This is a genomic window from Mesorhizobium sp. M0037 (assembly GCF_040323635.1).
GTDB lineage: Bacteria > Pseudomonadota > Alphaproteobacteria > Rhizobiales > Rhizobiaceae > Mesorhizobium.
Window position 1 is genome coordinate 131,160 of the sequence record NZ_JAMYVB010000007.1, and the last position, 18,939, is coordinate 150,098.

Below are 18,939 nucleotides of genomic sequence, written 5' to 3' on the forward strand. Positions count from 1 at the left end.
TACATTGTCCGGCGCGATCTCCGTTCGATCTCTGGGAGATCGACGCCGGACAAGCAGTCCAACATCGGCGCTAGTTACGCGGTCAAGCGCGAAATCAGCCGGGTCAATATAACGACAGGCGGCTGGCCGGGCATGAAGACCTGCGGATTGGAGAGGGCGCCGACGATATGACCCACATAGTCTGATTTGTCGTAGCCGATTGACGATATCGGGTAGGCGTCGAAATTGGTCAGGGACACATTGTCGAAGCCATAGAGGCGGAAGCGGCTGGGCCGGTTGTCGGGGAAATCCGCCCGGCAGACATCCAGAACACCCATGGCCATCGCGTCGGACATACAAAAGACCGCATCGGGACAGCCGCGTCCCGTCAGGCCGGCGGCTGCCGCATAGCCCGACTCGTAGGAATAGTCTCCCTGGACCGTCTGCAGCAGTTCAATTCCATGATGCCGGAACGCTTCGAGGTAGTGGCCGATGCGCAGCTGTTCGACCCGCGAGGACGAACGGCCGGTCAGCAGGCTGGCCGTGCGCGCGCGCTTGGCCGCCGCATCCGCCACGGCCTCGACGATGCCGACGCCTTCATCGGGAATGATTGTGGGTGACAGATCGTCATGCAGTCCGTTCAGCATGATGACCAGGTCCGAGCGAAACATGCGCCGCACCGTCGCTGCATCGGCAAAGTCGGAGAACACCACGGCGGCATCGACATGATAGGCAACGCCGTTGCGCAGAAAATCCTCGACCCCTTCCGCCGAGCCGATGCGGATGAGGATGACCTGCTTGCCGATCGACTGGATTGCGTCGAGCAGCCGGTCGAACAGGTCGAGATCTGAAAGGTCGTGAATGTGGTTGACCACGACGGCAACCAGATTGACGGTCTTGGTGGTCAGGCTTTGCGCCAGGAGATTGGGTTTGTAGCCGAGCTGCGCGGCGGCCTGCACGACACGTTCGCGTTTGTCCGCCGAGACCGGTCGCGGTCCGCTCGACAGCGCACGGCTGGCCGCGGCACGCGACACGCCTGCCAGCCGCGCGACATCGGCGATCGTTGCGACGGCGCCTCGAGTGTGCGCCGATCGGTTAACGGTAGTGGGTGTCACCACAGCGGGTTGAGCGCCGGCGGGTTGGAGTCCGGGCCCCACCACTTCTTGTAGGTCGTCTCATAGGTGCCCGACTGGATGAAGTCGGACACGAACATGTCGAGCCAGCGGACGAATTCGGGATCGCCCTTGGCGACCGCGATGCCGATCGGATCGTTGGAATAGAGGCCAGGCAGCGTCACCAGGCTCGGTGTCTTGGTTGCGAGGTAATCGAGCAGCGAGGAATCCTCGATCGCCGCATCGACGCGCTTCTGTTGCAGCTGCAGAACCCCGTCGGGCGCGAACTGGTCGACATAAACGAGCTCTGCGTCCGGCACGGCTGCCTTGAGGAAGGTTTCGCCCGTGGTGCCGCGGCCGACGACAACCTTCTTGCCCGCGAGCCCCTTGAGGTCGGTTATCCCGGCATCCTTCTGGACGATGACGCGCAGCCCGGCCCGGTTGTAGGGGATGGTGAAGTTGACGGTCTTGGCCCGCTCGAGCGTTGCCGAGGTGTTTGCGACCGCGACATCGATCTGTCCCGACACCAGCATGGAAATACGCGCATCGCCCGAGACGTCGACGAACTCGACCGGCACGCCGAGCTTTTGCGCCAGCAGCGTCGCGACATCGACATCGTAGCCGACAGGGTTGTTTTGTGCATCGCGAAAGCCGATCGGCTCGCCGCCGAGCGATACGCCGATGCGAATGGTGCCGCGTGAGCGGATGTCGTCAATCATGCCGGCAAGGGCTGGAAATGCCGAACCGGCCACGATGGCCAGCGCGGCGAAGGCACGCAGTACGGTCTTCATGGTTCCTCTCCTTATTTTCAAGTGACGCGTCTTGCCGCCCGCAATTCGGGTGCGGACATGGAATCCTTCCAGAGCCAGTAGCGGACCTCGCCCTCGCATCTGAAATTCACCACCTCGTGGTTCTGCTCGGCGTCGACGGCGTGGATGACCACTCCGGCCAGGAAGCCGGTGTCGAGTTCAGCCAGTTCCTCGACCGCCAGCGCGACCGCATCCGACAAGGATCGGCCAAGCTTCATGGCCAGCACGACGGTCCGTGCGGTGGCGCAGCGCATCGTCATCTCGCCGGTATGGGTGCACGCCGCCGCGCCATAGCGGCTGTCGGCGTAAAAGCCTGCGCCGGGAATGGGAGAATCGCCGAGCCGGCCCGGATATTTCCACGCCCAGCCCGAGGTCGAACTCGCGGCATGGACGCCGCGCCGCGCATCCGCCGACAGGAAGACGGTGGTGTCGCGGACCCGCTCGGGATCGGTGATAGTACGGCTGAGCGGCGCCAGATCGATATCGGGGAATTTCGCCAGCTGTTGCGGTGTGAGTTCCTGTTGCAGCCGCTCCCACCAGACGCGCTTGCTGTCCTCGAACAAGACTTCGTCTTCGGCAAAACCGATTTCGCTGGCAAAGCGCCGCGCCCCTTCGCCGGTCAGCATCACATGCGGCAGGCGCTTCATTACCTGCTGCGCCAGGGCAGCGACCGCCAAGGTCCTTGGCACGGCGCCGACTGAACCGACCTCTCTTGTATTGCCGTCCATGACGCCGGCGTCGAACTCCATCTCGCCCAGCATGTTCGGCCAGCCGCCATAACCGACGCTGCGAACCTTGACCTCTTTCTCCACCATGCCGATGCCGGCAACCATCGCGTCCAGGCTGACGGCGCCATCGCGCAGCATTTGCACCGAGGTTTCGAATCCCGGCCATGCTTCGTTGTTGGCTAACAGCAGCATTCCTAGTCCTTGCGCATCCTGGAGAGAAACTGCGCAACCCGCGGCTGCGCCCGGCCGCCGTCCGCGGCGAAGAAACGATCCGTTGGCAGATCGACCACCAGCCTGCCCTTGTCGAGGAAGACGATGCGGTTGGAAATCTCGCGCGCGAATTCGATCTCGTGGGTGACGAACAGCATCGTCGTGCCTTGCGCGGCGAGCTTTGCCAGGATGGCCAGCACCTCGGAAGTCATTTCCGGGTCGAGCGCGCTGGTCACTTCATCGAGCAGCAGATAGCGCGGCTGCATGGCGAGCGCCCGGCAGATGCCGACACGCTGGCGCTGCCCGCCCGACAACTGCGCCGGGTAGGCGTTGGCCCGATCGGCGAGGCCGACGGACTCGAGCAGCTTGCGCGCCAGCGCCTCGGCCTCAGGGCGCGGCATCTTCAGCACCTCGATCGGGGCGAGCGTAATGTTCTGAAGCGCGCTCATATGCGGATAGAGGTTGAACAGCTGGAAGACGGTGCCTGAGCGCTTGCGCGCCTCGGCCAGCTCCTTCGGCTTGCTGACATCGAAATCGTCGACCGTGATGCGGCCCGACTTCAGCTTTTCGAGGCCGTTGATGCAACGGATCAGTGTCGACTTGCCGGACCCCGACGACCCGAGGATCGAGACCACTTCGCCGGGCGCGATCGTCAGGTCGACGCCGTCCAGCACAGTGACCTCGCCGAACGCTTTGTGCACGTTTTCGATCTTGAGCATGTTAAAGCCCCCGCCAGGCGCTGTGCGCCCGCAGGCGGTTTTCAAGACGCTCGCCAAGCAGGGCGACCAGCTTTGCCGCGCCATAGTAGAGCAGCCCGACGACGGTCCAGACCGCGAACGGCTTCAAGGTTCGCATGTTGAGGATGTGGCCAATCTTGGTCAGGTCGACGACGCCGATGACAGAAATCAGCGACGTCACCTGAAGCTGGTTGACCAGCAGCGCGACGAGCGGGCCGACCGCGAAGGCGGCAGCCTGGGGCGAAACGATATGGCGCAGGACCTGCCACCGGGTCAGGCCGAAGACACGCGCGGCCTCGACCTGCTCGCGTTCGATCGACTCGATCGCCGAGACCGCGATGACATAGACGAATGCCGCGGTGTTCGCCGACAGAGTGATGGTCGCTGCGGTGACCGGCGTCACCCTTATATGCAACAGCGCCGGCAGGCCGAAGAACACCAGGAACAGCTGCACCAACACCGGCGAGTTCTTCAACAGCTCCGACAGGAAGGTGACGACCTGGGCCAGAACCGGCACACGGTAGAACCGCACCAACGCCCAGCTCAGGCCAATCAGCAGTCCGATCAGAGAGGTGACGAGAAACAGCGCGATGTTGGTGCCGAGACCTTGCGCCAGCAGGATCAGGTCGTAGGAGGTGAAGTCGCTGAACCGCATCAGTCGACCGCCTCCATCATGTCCCGATTGAGATGGCGGTGGAGCAGGGTGACGCCCAGCGAGACCAGATAGGTCAGGGCCGCATAGGCACAGAGCAGCACCACATAGACCTCGAAGGGCCGATAGGTCTGCGAGACCACGATCTGGGCCGAGCCGGTGAGCTCGTTGAGCGTGATGGTCGAGAGGATCGAGGACGTAAGGATCATGTTGATGAGCACGGATCCGAGCGGTCGCACGGAGGTGCGCAGCGCAATCGGCAGCACGATGCGGGTGAAGATCTTGCGCCTGGACAGGCCGCTCACTTCAGCGGCGTCGATGATGCCCTGGTCGATGGCGAGGATGCCGGCGCGAATGATGTCTGAGGCATAGGCGCCGCCGGCAATGGAAAGCGCCACGACGCCGGTGGTGAAGGCGTCGATGTAAATGCCGAGCTCGGGCAGGCCGTAATAGAAGAAGAACAGCTGGACGATGAACGGCACATTGCGGAAGAGATCGACATAGACGAAGGCGATCCGTCGAAGCAGTGCCGAGGCGGAGGTGCGTGCGATCGCCACCAACGCGCCCATGACGACGCTTCCTACCAGCGACAGCGCGCAAGCCGCGGCCGTGAGTTCGGCGCCGCGCGCCAGAAAACCCAGATTCGGGAGCAGAGTGGACAGATCGAAATGCACCGGCGGTCCCCAGTGAAACCGGTTTCACTCTTTTGGCTTTCGCCTCGTCTGTCAAGATGCAGGGTCTGGTTGCCGGCCTGTGGATTGCATTCGTTGCGATGATTCCGGTTCGCCTCATGCGCGCTATGTCTCAAGCGCCGGCAATTCGCCGCCGGCTTTCAGCTTGACGACGCCGCCTATGCCAGCCGCGCGTCGCCGCAAACCTTCGGCCATGGCGGATGGGGCGGCGCCCTCGGTTTTGCCGGTCCCGGCGCCGGCGTCGGATTCGGCTACGTCACCAACCCCATGCTGGGTTCGACGACTCCACGCCGCAAGGTGTTGATGATGCCGTTTACGACGAGCTCTGACGTAGGGGCGTTATGTGCGGATATTCGGGTTCCACATGGCGTCCGGCACGATCACCAGCTTGCCGACGAAATCCTTGGCGATGAAGTCGGCCTGCGCCTTGTGGAAATCGGACAGTTTGTAGACACCGCCGACCAGCGGCCGGATTTTCTTCGCTTCGATGTATCCAACGATGCGGCGGAAGTCGGCGCGCGTCCCCTGGCTCGATCCGTGCAGTTGCAGCTGCTTCAGATACATGGTCCGGAGATCGAGCTGCACAACCGGACCGGCAATCGCGCCGGCGGTGGTGTAGCGGCCTTCGGGCCTCAGGATGCGCAAGAGGTCGTTGAAGATCGCGCCGCCGACGAGATCGGCGACCACATCGATCGGCTGGCCGCCAGTGGCTTCATTCACGGCGGCGGGAAGATCGGCAACCCCACGGGTAATAACCGCTTCGGCGCCGATGTCGCGCACCGCCTGCTCCTTGCCCTTGCCGACGACGGCGTAGGGAATGGCGCCGCGCGCCCGCGCCAGCTGCACGATGCCGGAACCGACGCCGCCCGAGGCGCCGGTGACCAGCACGCGTTCGCCGGCTTTCAGCCCGGCGCGCTCCAGCATCTGTTCGCCGGTGAGGTAGGCGCAGCAGAAGGTGGCGAGTTCGACGTCGCTCATGTCAGTATCGACGAAATGCGCATTCTCGCCCGGCACCGTCTGGTACTCGGCGTACCCGCCGTCGCGACCGTGGCCCATATAGTCAATGTCGGCGAGGGAATCGTCGTCGCGGTTGTAGATCGAAAAATCGACCATTATCCGTTCGCCGATACGGCCCGGGGAAACGCCTTCGCCGACGGCAGCGATGGTGCCGACCGTGTCGGTCCCCTGGATGCGCGGGAAGGTAAGCGTGTTGCCTTGCCGCCGCCACGTCGACACGGCGGCAGCGTCCTCCTCCGTGCCATAGGCGCCCTGGCGTACCCAGACATCGGTGTTGTTCATACCGCAAGCGCTGACCTTAACCAGCACCTCGCCGGCGGCAGGCACAGGCACTTTCACATCGCTGCGATAGACGAGCTTTTCCGGTCCGCCATGCCCGGTGAGCAGCACGGCGGCCATGGTGGCGGGGAGGGTCTTGGTCATGGCATTCATGGGTCGATCTCAGAGATTGGAAAACACGCTGTTGACGGCATCGGCGGTTTTCGAAACGACGATGTCGGCTTCCTCACGCGTCAGGCAGAGCGGCGGCGCGAAGCCTAGTATGTCGCCCTGCGGCATGGCGCGGCCGATGACGCCGCTGGCGGCAAGTGCTGTCGCCACTTGCGGCCCGATCTTGAGCGAGGCGTCGAAGAACACCCGGTCGTCCTTGTCGGCGACAAATTCGACCGCCGCCAGCATGCCATCGCCGCGCACGTCGCCGACGTGTCTGTGCCCGCCGACAGCCTTGGTCAGTTCGGCGCGGAAATAAGCGCCGGTCTCACCGGCGTTCGTCACCAGGTTCAGTTCGTCGATCAGTTCGAGATTGGCGACACCTGCGGCGACGCAGATCGGATGCGCGGCATAGGTCCAGCCATGGCCGAGCGAGCCAAGCTTGTCGGAGCCCTGCACCAGCACCTGCCACATCTTGTCGGCAACGATGACGCCCGACAGCGGTGCATAGGCCGAGGTCAGGCCCTTGGCGATGGTGATCAGGTCCGGCTTGATGCCGTAATGGTCGGAGCCGAACATGGTGCCCAGACGGCCAAAGCCCGTCACCACCTCGTCGGCGACCAGCAGCACGTCATATTTCTTCAGCACCGCCTGGATTTTCTCCCAGTAGCGGGCCGGCGGCGGCACGATGCCGCCAGTACCGAGGATCGGCTCGCCGATGAAGGCGGCGACGGTTTCGGGACCTTCGGCCAGGATCATCTCTTCAAGCTTGTCGGCGCAATGCTGCGAGAACTGCTCCTCGCGCATCGAGCGGTCGGCGCGGCGGAAATAGTAGGGCGCTTCGGTGTGCAGGACCGGCGCGCGCGGCAGGTCGAAGGCGTTGTGGAACAGGTCGAGCCCGGTCAGTGATCCCGTCATCACGCCCGAACCGTGATAGCCGCGCCAGCGCGAGATGATCTTCTTCTTCTCCGGCCGCCCAAGCACGTTGTTGTAGTACCAGATCAGCTTGATGTTGGTTTCGTTGGCGTCCGAACCGGAGAGCCCGAAATAGACCCTGCTCATGCCCTTCGGCGCGCGGTCGATGATCATCTTGGCCAGCGTGATCGAGGCCTCGGTGCCGTGGCCGACATAGGCATGATAGTAGGCGAGGTTTTTCGCCTGGGTGGCGATGGCATCCGCGATCTTTTGGCGGCCATAGCCGACATTGACGCAATAGAGACCGGCAAAGGCATCGATGCTCTTCTTGCCATTGTTGTCCCAGACGGTGACGCCTTCACCGCCGGCCATGATGCGGGTCGGGCTCTCGCCTCGCGCATGCGTGCCCATATGGGTCGAAGGATGGAAGAAATGGTCGCGATCCCAGGCGTTGAGTTCGTTGGACTGGTTGAGCATTTTTGACTCCTTGAGGGATGGCCGGACGGACTATGCGACGTCCAGGCAGAGGTACTTCAGATCGGTGAAAGCTTCGAGCCCATGGCGCGAGCCTTCGCGACCGATGCCGGATTGCTTGACGCCGCCGAAGGGGATCGGCGCGCCGGTGATCTTGACGCGGTTGATAGCGACCATGCCGTAGTCGAGCGCGCGGCCCAGGCGCTGCTGGCGGGCGCCGTTCTCGGTAACGACATAGGCAACCAGGCCATATTCTGTGGCGTTGGCACGGGCGATCACTTCGTCCTCACTGTCGAACGGCGTGACGGCGGCGACCGGCCCAAAGGTCTCCTCGCGCATGATCAGCGCTTCGTCGCTGACATCGGCCAGCAGCGTCGGCTGGTAGAACAGCGGCCCGGCCTGATGCCGCTTGCCGCCGGTGAGACAGCGCGCGCCACGAGCGATGGCATCGGCGACCTGCTCTTCGACCTTTGCGACGGCACGCTCATGCATCAGCGGCCCGATGTCGATCTTGTCGGTAAGGCCGTTGCCGGTGCGCAGCGCCTCGATACGCCTGGCAAAAGCGGCACAGAAGCGATCGTAGATCGGGCGCTGGACGTAGATGCGGTTGGCGGCGAGGCAGTCCTGGCCGGAGGTGGCGAATTTGGCATCGATGGCGATGCTCACCGCCTTGTCCAGATCGGTGTCGGCAAAGACGATCAGCGGCGCGTGGCCCCCAAGCTCCATCACCAGCCGCTTCATCGTCGGCGCGCTCTGTGCCGCGATCAACCGGCCGATCTCCGTCGAGCCGGTAAAGCTCATGGCGCGGACGCGCGGGTCTTCGCACATGCGGCCGACGATGGTTGCAGCCCTTCCGGTGATGACGTTGAAGACACCGGCGGGGATGCCGGCGCGCTCGCCAAGTTCCGCCAGCGCCAGCGCCGACAGCGGCGTCTCGGATGAAGGATGCGCGACGATGGTGCAGCCGGCGGCAAGGGCGGCCGCCGCCTTGCGGGTCAGCATCGCCGCCGGAAAATTCCAAGGCGTGACGACGCCGACGACTCCGAGCGGCTCGCGCCTCACCATCATCTCGGCATTCGGCAGATGGCTGGTGACGCCCTCGGCATTGAGGCGCTTTGCCTCTTCGGCATACCATTCGACGAAAGAGGCGGCATAGTCGATTTCGCCGAGCGATTCCTGCAGCGGCTTGCCCTGTTCCAAAGTCATCAGCAGGGCAAGGTCGTCTTTCGCCGCGATGATCAGCTCGAACCATTTTCGCAGAATTCTCGACCGCTCCTGCGGCAGCAGTGACCGCCAAGCCGGGAAGGCACGCGCGGCGGCACCGATTGCCCTTGTCGTTTGCTGCGCATCGAGCGCGGCGACAAACGCGACCGTCGCGCCTGTGGCCGGATCGGTGACTTCAAAGCTTTCGGCCGCTTCGCTCGCGGTCCAATGCCCATCGACATAGGCAAGCTCGCGCAGCAGCCGGCGGTCGGAGAGGCGGTCGAGCGCCTCATGGCGATGCGAGCGGGCAAAATGCGCGGACATGGTCGAGGCCTCCCGGATCGGACGATGCGGGAAGACTATCGGTCACATGCAGACAGAGAGACTGTTTCGACGCCCTGAAGGAGAGAGAGTCTCTCTATTGTGCCGTCCCGACAGACATTCTCTCCGGGCTTATGCCGACGCCGGCAGCAGGTCGGCTATCGGCAGCACGATTTCGTCCTTCACCGTCTTGGTGACGATGTAGGTGAAGTAGCGGTCGATGCCGATCTCGCGCTCCAGCAGGTCGTCGACCAGCCGCTGATAGGCGTCGATGTCGCGCGTCATCACCTTGACCACATAGTCGACGCCGCCGCCCACCGACCAGCAGGCGACGATTTCGGGGATGTCGCGGATGACGCGTTCGAAGCGGTCGAAATCGGCCTGGCGATGGCTGGCCAGCGTCACCTCCATCAACACGGTGGCGACCGGCGCCACCACGCGCATGGCGATCCTGGCGTGGTAGCCCGAGACGATGCCTGCCTTCTCCAGCTTGCGCAGCCGCATCCAGCACGGCGTCGGCGACAGCCCGACCTGTTCGGCCAGCGCCAGCTTGGTGATGCGCCCGTCGCGCTGGATGGCGTCGAGTATCCTGAGGTCGACCGCGTCGAGTTTCGATGTCATCGGCGTCCGCTTTTTGTCGGCATCACCATGACGGCGCATTATTTCGATTGTCAATTGCACTGATTTCGATCTCTATTAAGTCATGACATCATGGCAACCCGACCCTGCGCTCATCCGCCGGCCAGCCTATCAAACGCTGGCCGACCAGTTCGCCCGCGCCATTCATGACGGGCGGCTGGCCAACGGCGCGCGGCTTCCAACGCATCGAAGGCTGGCAGACGATTTAAAACTGTCGGTGCAGACGGTCAGCCGCGCCTACGAAGAACTGATCCGGCGCGGCCTGATTTCGGGCGAGATCGGCCGTGGCAGCTTTGTCCAGACGCAGCGCCGCGACCCGGAGCCGCCCTATCTGCCGGAGCGCCTCGGCGAGGTCATCGATCTGTCAATCCTGAAGCCGGTCTGCGAGCCGATGCATTTGGAGCGGCTGAAGCAGGCGCTGGGCTGGCTGGCCGAAAACCTGCCATCCAGTTCGGCGTTGTCGTTCCGGCCCAACATGGTGTTCCCGCGTCACCGCGCGGTGGCTGTCGAATGGCTGAAACTGTGTGGGCTCGACACCTCCGCACAGAATATCAGCCTGACCAATGGCGCGACCGCCGGGATGACCGTGGCGCTGATGAGCGTTGCGCCGCCGGGATCGACTGTCGCCACCGAGGCCATCGGCCACCACACGCTGGTGCCGCTGGCGCGCTATCTCGGCTTCAACCTGGAAGGCCTGCCGATCGACGGCAATGGCCTGATCCCGGAGGCGTTGGACGAGGTCTGCCGGCTCACCGACATTCGCGCGGTATTCGTGCAACCGTCGGTGATCAACCCGACGGCGACGCTGATGGACGCTCGGCGGCGCGAAGAGATCGCCGCGGTCGCGCGCAAGCACGACATCGCCATCATCGAGAACGATGTGCTCGGTCCGCTGATCGAGGACCGGCCGCCGCCGGTCGCCGCCTTTGCGCCGGAGCGCACGCTCTACGTCACTTCCTTCACCAAGATCACCGTACCTGGCCTGCGCATCGGCTATCTCGCGGCGCCCGACCGCTATGTCGCCGCCGTTGCCAACCGGCATCTGGTGTCGAACTGGATGGCGACGCCGCTGGTGGCCGAGATCGCCACCAAATGGGTGACCGACGGCACGGCGATGGAACTCGTTCGCTGGCAGCGCGCGGCATTGCGCCGCCGCCAGGACATCGCAGCCGAGGTGCTGGGCGGGGTTGGTTATCGCGCCAGGCGCGACGGGCTGCATGTCTGGTTGCAACTGCCCGCGGACCGTGCCGAGGAAAGCTTCGTCGCCCAGGCCCGCCTGCAAGGCGTGGCGATCGCGCCCGGCACCTCCTTCCGCATCTCGGATGCGCCCTGGCATCCGGCGGTGCGCATCTCGCTCGGCTCGACCACCGAGGGGGAACTGCGCGCCGGCCTCGGCGTTGTCACCAAGTTGCTGCTTGGCGATCCGGAGCATCTGCTGCTCGCAATCTAAGCGGGAATTGCTCTGGAATCATGCAGTGCCGGAAATATTGTCATGATTTTATTTTCCCAATTGACATGATTTGGCGCGTTCCGCATCGTTAAGGGCACAGGCTTCTCCAGCAGGGGAAATTCATTGTCCTCACCCATCATCAAGGTCGACGCCATTTCGAAGAGCTTCGGCTCGTTCAAGGTACTGGACGGCCTGTCGATGCAGGTCATGCCCGGCGAGAAGCTGGCGCTGATCGGCCCGTCCGGCTCGGGCAAGACGACGATCCTGCGAATCCTGATGACGCTGGAGAAGATCGACGGCGGCCATATCCAGATCGATGGCGAGCAGCTCTATCACATGGAGCGCAACGGCCAGCTGCTGCCCGCCGACGAGCGGCACCTGACCAAGATGCGGCAGAAGATCGGCATGGTCTTCCAGCTGTTCAATCTGTTTCCGCACAAATGCGTCATGGATAACGTCACGCTGGCGCCGATGCTGACCAAGGGCACGCCTCGCGCCGCCGCTGAAAAGCGGGCCATGGAACTGCTCGACATGGTCGGCATGGCCGACAAGGCGAAGTCGATGCCGACGCAGCTGTCCGGCGGCCAGAAGCAGCGCGTGGCGATTGCCCGTGCGCTGGCATTGTCGCCGAAGATCATGCTGTTCGACGAGGTGACGTCGGCCCTCGATCCGGAGCTGGTCGAGGAGGTGATGAATGTCATGCGCAAGCTCGCCGCAGAGACCGACATGACCATGCTGCTGGTCACCCACGAGATGGGCTTTGCCCACGACTTCGCCGACCGCGTGCTGTTCTTCGACCGCGGCAAGATCGTCGAAGAGGGCAAACCAGACGAGATTTTCCGCCATCCAAAGCAGGAGCGCACGCAAGGCTTCCTGAAGAAGATCATCGCGGCCGGACATCGTGTCTGACCGCTTTGCGGGGCGGAAGACCGCCCCAGACAAAACCAAGAAGACAACAAGGAGTTGGGAACAATGAAGAAACTTGGCATTCTGGCCGGCGTCGCCGGTCTCGCACTGACGGCGGTGCTCGCCGCGTCGAGCACCGGTTCGGCCGATGACAGCAAGCTCGAGCAATTGAAGGCACAGGGCTTTGCCCGCGTCGCCATCGCCAACGAGCCGCCCTATACTGCGGTCGCTGCCGACGGCAAGGTTTCGGGTGCGGCGCCCGACGTGGCGCGCGAGGTCTTCAAGCGCCTCGGTGTTGCCGACATCGTCGCTTCCATTTCGGAGTATGGCGCGATGATCCCCGGCCTGCAGGCCGGCCGCTTCGACGTCGTCACCGCCGGCCTGTTCATGAAGCCGGAGCGTTGCGCGGCGGTCGTCTATTCCGAGCCGGTGCTGTGCGACGCCGAGGCGATGTTGGTGAAGAAGGGCAATCCGAAGGGCTTCAAGAGCTACGAGGACGTCGCCAAGGACACGTCGGCCACCATCGGCGCGCCGGGCGGCGGCACCGAGGAGAAGCTGGCGCTCAACGCCGGCGTGCCGCGCGAGCGCGTCATCGTCGTGCCGGACGGCCAGAGCGGCCTGAAGATGCTGCAGGACGGTCGCATCGATGCCTATTCGCTTCCCGTCCTGTCGATCAACGACCTCGTCAAGAAAGCCAACGATCCGAACCTCGAAGTCATCGCCCCGGTGGTCGGCGCGCCGGTCTATTGCGACGGCGCCGCCTTCAAGAAAGGCGATGAGGCCCTGCGCGATGCCTTCGATGTCGAGCTCGCCAAGCTGAAGAAATCCGGCGAGTTCGCCAAGATCATCGAGCCCTACGGCTTCTCGGCCGCAGCCGCGATGTCGACCACGCGGGACAAGCTCTGCGCGGCGAAATAGCGCCGTTTTTGCCTTCTCCCTGTTCACGGGGAGAAGGTGGCCCGAAAGGCCGGATGAGGGGCGGCGCCAGGTTCTGAGAATTTAGCGCTGCCCCTCATCTGCCTGCCCGTCCTCCGCAGCAGCTGCGCTGCAGCTTCGGAGGGTGGACTGGCATCTTCTCTCCGTGAACGGGGAGAAGGAAGCTAACCGCCAACGTTGGAACCCGAATGACCCAGTGGTCCGGCTACCTCGGCCTCATATTGCAGGGAGCGCTTGTCACCATCGAGCTGACGCTGATGGGGTCGGTGCTCGCCCTGATCATGGCCTTCCTCGCCGGCATGGGCCGCGTGTCGCGCTTCTTTGCGCTGCGCTGGCTGGCCACCGCCTATATAGAATTCTTCCGCGGCACCTCGATCTTCGTGCAGCTGTTTTTTGCCTATTTCGTGTTGCCGTTGATCGGCCTCGAACTGACCCCGCTGCAGGCGGGCGTGCTGGCGCTGGGCCTCAATGTCGGCGCCTATGCGGCCGAGGTGGTACGCGGCGCCATCCAGTCGGTCGGCCGCGAACAATATGAAACCTGCATCGCGCTCAACCTCGGCCGCTGGCAAGGCATGCGCCACGTCATCCTGCCGCAGGCGCTACTGGTCATGCTGCCGACCTTCGGCAACAATGCCATCGAACTGCTCAAGGCGACCTCCGTGGTGTCGCTGATCTCGCTCGCCGATCTCACCTTTCAGGCGCAGGTCGTGCGCTCGCAGACCGGCAACACGCTGGCGCCGTTCACCACCATCCTGATCATCTATTTCGCCCTGGCGCTGATCATCTCCTGGGGCGTGCGTTCTCTGGAACGCCGCATGGCGCGCGGCCTCGACGGGGTGCGCGTCTGATGGATTGGGATTGGAACTTCGTTTGGGAAATCCTGCCAACGCTGATCCAGGGCGTGAAGATCACCATCCTGGCGACGCTGCTCGGCTCGGTGCTGGCCGCGATTGTGGGTCTGGGCATCGCGCTGGCGCGACGCTCGCCCAACAAGGTCCTGTCACGCAGCATCGGCTGGGCGGCCGAATTCATCCGCGGCACGCCACTTCTGGTGCAACTTTATTTCATCTTCTATGTCCTGCCGGATTTCGGCATCCTTTTGCCGCCCTTGGTCGCCGGCGTCATCGGGCTCGGCCTGCACTACGGCACCTACACGGCGGAAGTTTATCGCGCCGGCATCGACAACGTGCCGCGCGGCCAGTGGGAGGCGGCCAAGGCCTGCAATCTGAGCGCCACGCAGACCTGGACCAACATCATCATTCCGCAAGCGATCCCACCGATGATCCCGGCTTTGGCCAACTATTTCATCGCCATGTTCAAGGAGACGCCGCTCCTATCGGCGATCACCGTGCTGGAGCTGATGAACCAGGCCAAGAGCGTCGCCAACACCTACTACCGCTACATTGAGCCGATCACGCTGGTCGGCGCTTTCTTCCTCGTCATCAGCCTCTTCTCGGTCGTGCTGCTGCGCTGGCTGGAACATCGCTACGGCAAGATCGAAAGGTAATTCTCAAGATGAAACCGCTGCCCGAAATCAGGCTGATGCCGACAAGGCCGGCGCTCGATGCGCGCCCGCTGGAAAAGCGCGTCGGCCTGATCATCCTTGCCACCGACCACACCAGCGAACCGGATTTCCGCCGCATGGTGGCGAGCGAGCGGGTCGGCGTCTATGTCGCGCGCATTCCCTACAAGAATCCGACGACGCCGGAAAACCTTCGCAAGATGCAGCCGGAGCTGGCGGCGGGCGCCGCGCTGATCCTGCCAGACGAGCCGCTCGACGCGATCTGCTACTCCTGCACCTCGGCCTCGGTGGTGATTGGCGACGCTGAAATCGAGGCCGCGATCCAGTCTGCCAAGCCGGGTGTTCCCGTCGTCACGCCGCCGATGGCCGGCGTGCGCGGGCTGCAGGCGCTGGGCGCGAAAAAGATCAGCATCCTCACCCCTTACACCGTCGAAACCTCCAGGCCGATGGCGACGTATTTCGGCGAGCGCGGCTTTGAGATCGTCAGCTTCACCTGCCTCGGCTTCGAGGATGATCGCGAGATGGCGCGCATTGCGCCGGCAGCGATCGTCGATCTCGCACGCGAGGCGACGCATGCGCAGGCCGATGCACTGTTCGTGTCCTGCACCGCATTGCGCGGAGCGCTCGCGGTTCCCGGCATGGAACAGGCGATCGACCGCCCGGTCGTCACCAGCAATCAGGCCAGCGCCTGGAATTGTTTGCGGTTGTGTGGCGACGGGACGTCGCATCCCGAATTTGGCCGTCTGATGACGCTGCCTTTGCCGCGCGATTGACGATCATGACGACAGTCACCCTTAACGATATTCGTGCCGCCCGGGAGCGAATTGCCGGCAAAATCGAACGCACGCCGACAGGGTTATCTCACAGCCTTTCCGAACGACTGGGCATCCCCGTCCACCTCAAGCTTGAACACCGCCAGACCACCGGCAGCTTCAAGCTGCGCGGCGCCTCGAATGCCGTTACTTCGCTGAGCGCCGAGGAGAAGGCGCGCGGCGTGGTCGCGGCGTCGACCGGCAATCATGGCCGTGCGCTGGCCCATGCCGCGAAGCTCGAAGGCATGCGTGCGGTGATCTGCATGTCGCGACTGGTGCCGGGCAACAAGCTCGACGAAATCCGTCGGCTTGGCGCGGATGTCCGCATCATCGGCAACAGTCAGGACGAGGCGCAGCAGGAGGTCGAACGGCTGGTGGCGCAGGAGGGACTGGTGATGCTGCCGCCCTTCGACCACCCGGCCATCATCGCTGGGCAGGGCACGCTTGGACTGGAGATGATCGAGCAGGTCCCGGATGCCGCTCTCGTCCTCGTCCAGCTTTCCGGTGGCGGCTTGGCCTCGGGCATCGCCGCAGCTATCAAAGGCACTAGCCCCAGGACAAAAGTGATCGGCGTTTCGATGGAACGTGGCGCTGCGATGAAGGCCAGCCTCGACGCCGGCCGGCCGGTCGAGGTTGAAGAACTGCCGACACTGGCGGATTCGCTCGGCGGCGGCATCGGTCTCGACAACCGGCTGACCTTCGCCATGTGCCGCGATCTGCTCGACGACGTGATCCTGCTCACCGAGGACGAGATCGCCGCCGGCATCCGACATGCCTATGAACAAGAGCGCGAGATCGTCGAAGGCGCCGGTGCGGTCGGCATCGCTGCGCTACTCGCCGGCAAGGTCAAGGCGACCGGGCCGGTGGTCGTTCTTCTCTCGGGCCGCAATATCGACATGAACACGCATCGCAAGATCGTCTGCGGTGACGCAATCGCGGAGCGCGCGGCATGAAAACTCTCCCACGCCGAATTCCCGCCCACCCCCCTCTGTCCTGCCGCACATCTCCCCCGCAAGGGGGGAGATCGGCAGCTTCGATGCGGTCGCTGTTCTTGCTGCGCTGGAGATTGGCGAAGGCAGGAGTGCAGTCCAATCTCCCCCCTTGCGGGGGAGATGGCCGGCAGGCCAGAGGGGGGTGTGACGGAACACTATCCTTCGTGGTGCGCGCTAGTACGGAGCGCGACACATGAGTCCGATGACCATCCTCACCGAGAAGGAACTGCGCACAATCGTGACGCTCGATCTCGACGCTGTCGCCTGTGTCGAAGACGCTTTCCGCGCGCTCGCCACATTGCCGGTGGCGATGCCGCCGATTCTGCGGTTGGACATTCACGAGCAGCGCGGCGAGGTCGATGTGAAGTCGGCCTATGTGCCTGGAATAGACGGTTTCGCCGTTAAGATAAGCTCCGGCTTCTTCGACAATCCGAAGCTCGGTCTGCCCAGCGGGGGCGGCATGATGGTGTTGCTCTCGGCAAGAACCGGTGTGGTCGAGGCGCTGCTGCTGGACAATGGCTATCTCACAGATGTCCGCACCGCTGCTGCCGGCGCCGTCGCGGCGAAGCATCTGTCGCGGCCGGATTCGTCCGTCGCCGCAATCTTCGGCGCCGGCGTGCAAGCCGGGCTGCAACTCGAAGCGCTCATGTTGGTGCGGCCGATCGCCGAGGCACGTATCTGGGCGCGCGATGCCGTCAAGGCGGAGGCGGCCGCAGGCGCGCTGCGCGAAAAACTTGGCGTCCTCGTGCGCGCCGAGCCGGATGCAGCCAAAGCAACCATCGGCGCCGACATCATCGTCACCACCACGCCGTCGACCGAGCCGCTGATCAAGGCCGGCTTTGTCGTTGCCGGGCAGCACATCACCGCCATGGGCTCGGATGCCGAACACAAGAACGAGATCGCGCCGGCGATCCTGCGCATGGCCGATCTCTATGTCGCCGACAGCGCCAAGCAGACACGGCGTCTGGGAGAACTGCATCACGCCATCGCATCGGGCGTGATGGGAGCCGATGCCGATGTCACCGAACTCGGCCAGATCATCGCCGGCGAACGGCACGGAAGGCGCTCACCCAGCGATATCACCATTGCCGACCTCACCGGCACCGGCGTGCAGGATACGGCGATCGCCACGCTCGCTCGCGACCGGGCGCGGGCGGCCAATGCCGGAACCATTTTTGAAAGCTGATGCTGGCCGCAAGGCCCAACAAACGAGGACCAAGAACAATGCAGCCGAACCTGAAATTCTCGCGTGGCGAATTTGCGGATCGCCTCGCCAAGACGCGAAAAGCCATGGAGGGGAAAGGCGTCGATCTGCTTGTCATCAGCGACCCCTCCAACATGGCCTGGCTGACCGGCTACGATGGCTGGTCGTTCTATGTGCACCAAGCAGTGATTGTGCCCCCATCGGGCGAGCCGGTCTGGTACGGCCGCGGCCAGGATGCCAATGGCGCCAAGCGCACCGCCTATCTCGCGCATGACAACATCGTCGGCTATGCCGACCACTACGTGCAGTCGACCGAGCGCCACCCGATGGATTTTTTGGCCAGAGTGCTCAGTGATCGCGGCTGGGGCAAGCTGACCATCGGCGTCGAGATGGACAATTACTGGTTCTCGGCCGCCGCCTTCGCCGCGTTGCAGAAGCACCTGCCCAACGCCCGCTTCGTCGACGCGACAGCGCTGGTCAACTGGCAGCGCGCCGTGAAGAGTTCAACCGAGATCGACTATATGCGCAAGGCGGCTCGGATCGTCGAAGCCATGCACCAGCGCATCGTCGACAAGATCGAAGTAGGCATGCGCAAATGCGATCTGGTCGCCGAGATCTACGATGCCGGCACGCGCGGTGTCGATGGCGTCGGCGGCGACTATCCGGCGATCGTGCCGCTGCTGCCGTCGGGCGCCGACGCCTCGGCGCCGCATCTCACCTGGGACGACCAGCCGATGAAGTCGGGCGAGGGCACCTTCTTCGAGATCGCCGGCTGCTACAACCGCTACCATTGCCCGCTGTCGCGCACCGTCTTTCTCGGCAAGCCGACACAGGAATTCCTCGATGCCGAGAAGGCGACACTGGAAGGCATGGAGGCGGGGCTGGCGGCGGCAAAGCCCGGCAATGCCTGTGAGGACATCGCCAACGCCTTTTTCGCCGTGTTGAAGAAATATGGCATCGTCAAGGACAACCGCACCGGCTATTCCATCGGTCTCTCCTATCCGCCGGATTGGGGCGAACGCACCATGAGCCTGCGCCCCGGCGACCGCACCGAACTCAAGCCTGGCATGACCTTCCATTTCATGACCGGTCTCTGGCTGGAGACCATGGGACTGGAAATCACCGAATCCATCCTGATCACCGAAACCGGTGTAGAGTGCCTCGCCAATGTACCGCGCAAACTGGTGGTGAAGAATTGAG

19 protein-coding genes are annotated in these 18,939 nt (G+C 63.8%); 9 read left to right on the plus strand and 10 right to left on the minus strand.

The window, feature by feature from the left end; genetic code table 11:
• Positions 1-74: 74 nt before the first annotated feature.
• The 10 genes from NKJ78_RS13465 to NKJ78_RS13510 all read right to left on the minus strand — a co-directional run bounded on the left by NKJ78_RS13465 (position 75) and on the right by NKJ78_RS13510 (position 9,899).
• Entirely contained in the window at positions 75-1,094 is a 1,020-nt protein-coding gene (locus tag NKJ78_RS13465) for a LacI family DNA-binding transcriptional regulator (RefSeq protein WP_352460200.1), read from the minus strand.
• The gene (locus tag NKJ78_RS13470) at positions 1,091-1,882 is read right to left on the minus strand and encodes a transporter substrate-binding domain-containing protein (RefSeq protein ID WP_023726283.1); all 792 of its coding nucleotides are present in this window, start codon (positions 1,880-1,882) and stop codon (positions 1,091-1,093) included. Before NKJ78_RS13470 ends, NKJ78_RS13465 begins: the two co-directional genes overlap by 4 nt.
• A 17-nt stretch (positions 1,883-1,899) precedes the next feature.
• A complete protein-coding gene (locus tag NKJ78_RS13475) occupies positions 1,900-2,820 on the minus strand; it encodes an isoaspartyl peptidase/L-asparaginase (RefSeq protein WP_352460167.1) in 921 nt (306 codons plus the stop codon).
• A gap of 2 nt (positions 2,821-2,822) precedes the next feature.
• On the minus strand, positions 2,823-3,557 hold the full coding sequence (locus NKJ78_RS13480) for an amino acid ABC transporter ATP-binding protein (RefSeq protein WP_023710015.1): 735 nt from the start codon (positions 3,555-3,557) through the stop codon (positions 2,823-2,825).
• A gap of 1 nt (position 3,558) precedes the next feature.
• Complete coding sequence (locus tag NKJ78_RS13485) at positions 3,559-4,230, minus strand: amino acid ABC transporter permease (protein WP_023825949.1); 672 nt, start codon at positions 4,228-4,230, stop codon at positions 3,559-3,561.
• A complete protein-coding gene (locus tag NKJ78_RS13490; RefSeq protein WP_352460166.1) occupies positions 4,230-4,901 on the minus strand; it encodes an amino acid ABC transporter permease in 672 nt (223 codons plus the stop codon). Before NKJ78_RS13490 ends, NKJ78_RS13485 begins: the two co-directional genes overlap by 1 nt.
• 357 nt (positions 4,902-5,258) lie before the next feature.
• Complete coding sequence (locus NKJ78_RS13495; RefSeq protein WP_352460165.1) at positions 5,259-6,368, minus strand: alcohol dehydrogenase family protein; 1,110 nt, start codon at positions 6,366-6,368, stop codon at positions 5,259-5,261.
• A gap of 9 nt (positions 6,369-6,377) precedes the next feature.
• On the minus strand, positions 6,378-7,757 hold the full coding sequence (locus NKJ78_RS13500; protein WP_352460164.1) for an aspartate aminotransferase family protein: 1,380 nt from the start codon (positions 7,755-7,757) through the stop codon (positions 6,378-6,380).
• A gap of 30 nt (positions 7,758-7,787) precedes the next feature.
• On the minus strand, positions 7,788-9,281 hold the full coding sequence (locus NKJ78_RS13505) for an NAD-dependent succinate-semialdehyde dehydrogenase (protein ID WP_352562474.1): 1,494 nt from the start codon (positions 9,279-9,281) through the stop codon (positions 7,788-7,790).
• A gap of 129 nt (positions 9,282-9,410) precedes the next feature.
• Entirely contained in the window at positions 9,411-9,899 is a 489-nt protein-coding gene (locus NKJ78_RS13510) for an Lrp/AsnC family transcriptional regulator (RefSeq protein WP_023686966.1), read from the minus strand.
• An 82-nt stretch (positions 9,900-9,981) separates the two neighbouring features.
• Here NKJ78_RS13510 and ehuR point away from each other — a divergent pair, with 82 nt between their 5' ends.
• From ehuR to doeA, 9 genes are all read left to right on the plus strand, one after another.
• Complete coding sequence (gene ehuR / locus NKJ78_RS13515; protein WP_023682676.1) at positions 9,982-11,367, plus strand: MocR-like ectoine utilization transcription factor EhuR; 1,386 nt, start codon at positions 9,982-9,984, stop codon at positions 11,365-11,367.
• Positions 11,368-11,490: 123 nt separating this feature from the next.
• Entirely contained in the window at positions 11,491-12,276 is a 786-nt protein-coding gene (gene ehuA, locus NKJ78_RS13520; RefSeq protein ID WP_352460162.1) for an ectoine/hydroxyectoine ABC transporter ATP-binding protein EhuA, read from the plus strand.
• Between the two features lie 63 nt (positions 12,277-12,339).
• Entirely contained in the window at positions 12,340-13,191 is an 852-nt protein-coding gene (ehuB, locus tag NKJ78_RS13525) for an ectoine/hydroxyectoine ABC transporter substrate-binding protein EhuB (protein ID WP_023682674.1), read from the plus strand.
• 206 nt (positions 13,192-13,397) lie between these two features.
• On the plus strand, positions 13,398-14,057 hold the full coding sequence (gene ehuC, locus NKJ78_RS13530) for an ectoine/hydroxyectoine ABC transporter permease subunit EhuC (RefSeq protein WP_023738378.1): 660 nt from the start codon (positions 13,398-13,400) through the stop codon (positions 14,055-14,057).
• Positions 14,057-14,716, plus strand: coding sequence for an ectoine/hydroxyectoine ABC transporter permease subunit EhuD (gene ehuD / locus NKJ78_RS13535; protein ID WP_023729203.1), 660 nt, complete (start codon positions 14,057-14,059; stop codon positions 14,714-14,716). The genes ehuC and ehuD overlap by 1 nt, the downstream gene beginning before the upstream one ends.
• Before the next feature lie 8 nt (positions 14,717-14,724).
• Complete coding sequence (gene eutA, locus NKJ78_RS13540; protein ID WP_023686971.1) at positions 14,725-15,504, plus strand: ectoine utilization protein EutA; 780 nt, start codon at positions 14,725-14,727, stop codon at positions 15,502-15,504.
• Between the two features lie 5 nt (positions 15,505-15,509).
• Positions 15,510-16,496, plus strand: coding sequence for a hydroxyectoine utilization dehydratase EutB (eutB, locus tag NKJ78_RS13545; RefSeq protein WP_352460161.1), 987 nt, complete (start codon positions 15,510-15,512; stop codon positions 16,494-16,496).
• A gap of 232 nt (positions 16,497-16,728) precedes the next feature.
• Positions 16,729-17,721 carry a cyclodeaminase gene (locus NKJ78_RS13550; protein WP_352460160.1) on the plus strand — a complete coding sequence of 331 codons (993 nt, stop codon included), beginning with the start codon at positions 16,729-16,731 and terminating at the stop codon, positions 17,719-17,721.
• A gap of 38 nt (positions 17,722-17,759) precedes the next feature.
• Entirely contained in the window at positions 17,760-18,938 is a 1,179-nt protein-coding gene (gene doeA, locus NKJ78_RS13555; protein WP_352460159.1) for an ectoine hydrolase DoeA, read from the plus strand.
• The last annotated feature ends 1 nt before the right edge of the window (position 18,939 follow it).

Coding starts and splice junctions, on each gene's coding strand:
- NKJ78_RS13485 (WP_023825949.1), bottom strand. CDS start 4,230: ATGCGGTTCAGCGACTTCACCTCCTACGACCTGATCCTGCTGGCGCAA.
- NKJ78_RS13475 (WP_352460167.1), bottom strand. CDS start 2,820: ATGCTGCTGTTAGCCAACAACGAAGCATGGCCGGGATTCGAAACCTCG.
- NKJ78_RS13505 (WP_352562474.1), bottom strand. CDS start 9,281: ATGTCCGCGCATTTTGCCCGCTCGCATCGCCATGAGGCGCTCGACCGC.
- ehuD (WP_023729203.1), top strand. CDS start 14,057: ATGGATTGGGATTGGAACTTCGTTTGGGAAATCCTGCCAACGCTGATC.
- ehuR (WP_023682676.1), top strand. CDS start 9,982: ATGACATCATGGCAACCCGACCCTGCGCTCATCCGCCGGCCAGCCTAT.
- ehuB (WP_023682674.1), top strand. CDS start 12,340: ATGAAGAAACTTGGCATTCTGGCCGGCGTCGCCGGTCTCGCACTGACG.
- NKJ78_RS13470 (WP_023726283.1), bottom strand. CDS start 1,882: ATGAAGACCGTACTGCGTGCCTTCGCCGCGCTGGCCATCGTGGCCGGT.
- NKJ78_RS13510 (WP_023686966.1), bottom strand. CDS start 9,899: ATGACATCGAAACTCGACGCGGTCGACCTCAGGATACTCGACGCCATC.
- eutA (WP_023686971.1), top strand. CDS start 14,725: ATGAAACCGCTGCCCGAAATCAGGCTGATGCCGACAAGGCCGGCGCTC.
- NKJ78_RS13500 (WP_352460164.1), bottom strand. CDS start 7,757: ATGCTCAACCAGTCCAACGAACTCAACGCCTGGGATCGCGACCATTTC.
- NKJ78_RS13495 (WP_352460165.1), bottom strand. CDS start 6,368: ATGAATGCCATGACCAAGACCCTCCCCGCCACCATGGCCGCCGTGCTG.
- eutB (WP_352460161.1), top strand. CDS start 15,510: ATGACGACAGTCACCCTTAACGATATTCGTGCCGCCCGGGAGCGAATT.
- NKJ78_RS13550 (WP_352460160.1), top strand. CDS start 16,729: ATGAGTCCGATGACCATCCTCACCGAGAAGGAACTGCGCACAATCGTG.
- ehuC (WP_023738378.1), top strand. CDS start 13,398: ATGACCCAGTGGTCCGGCTACCTCGGCCTCATATTGCAGGGAGCGCTT.
- NKJ78_RS13480 (WP_023710015.1), bottom strand. CDS start 3,557: ATGCTCAAGATCGAAAACGTGCACAAAGCGTTCGGCGAGGTCACTGTG.
- doeA (WP_352460159.1), top strand. CDS start 17,760: ATGCAGCCGAACCTGAAATTCTCGCGTGGCGAATTTGCGGATCGCCTC.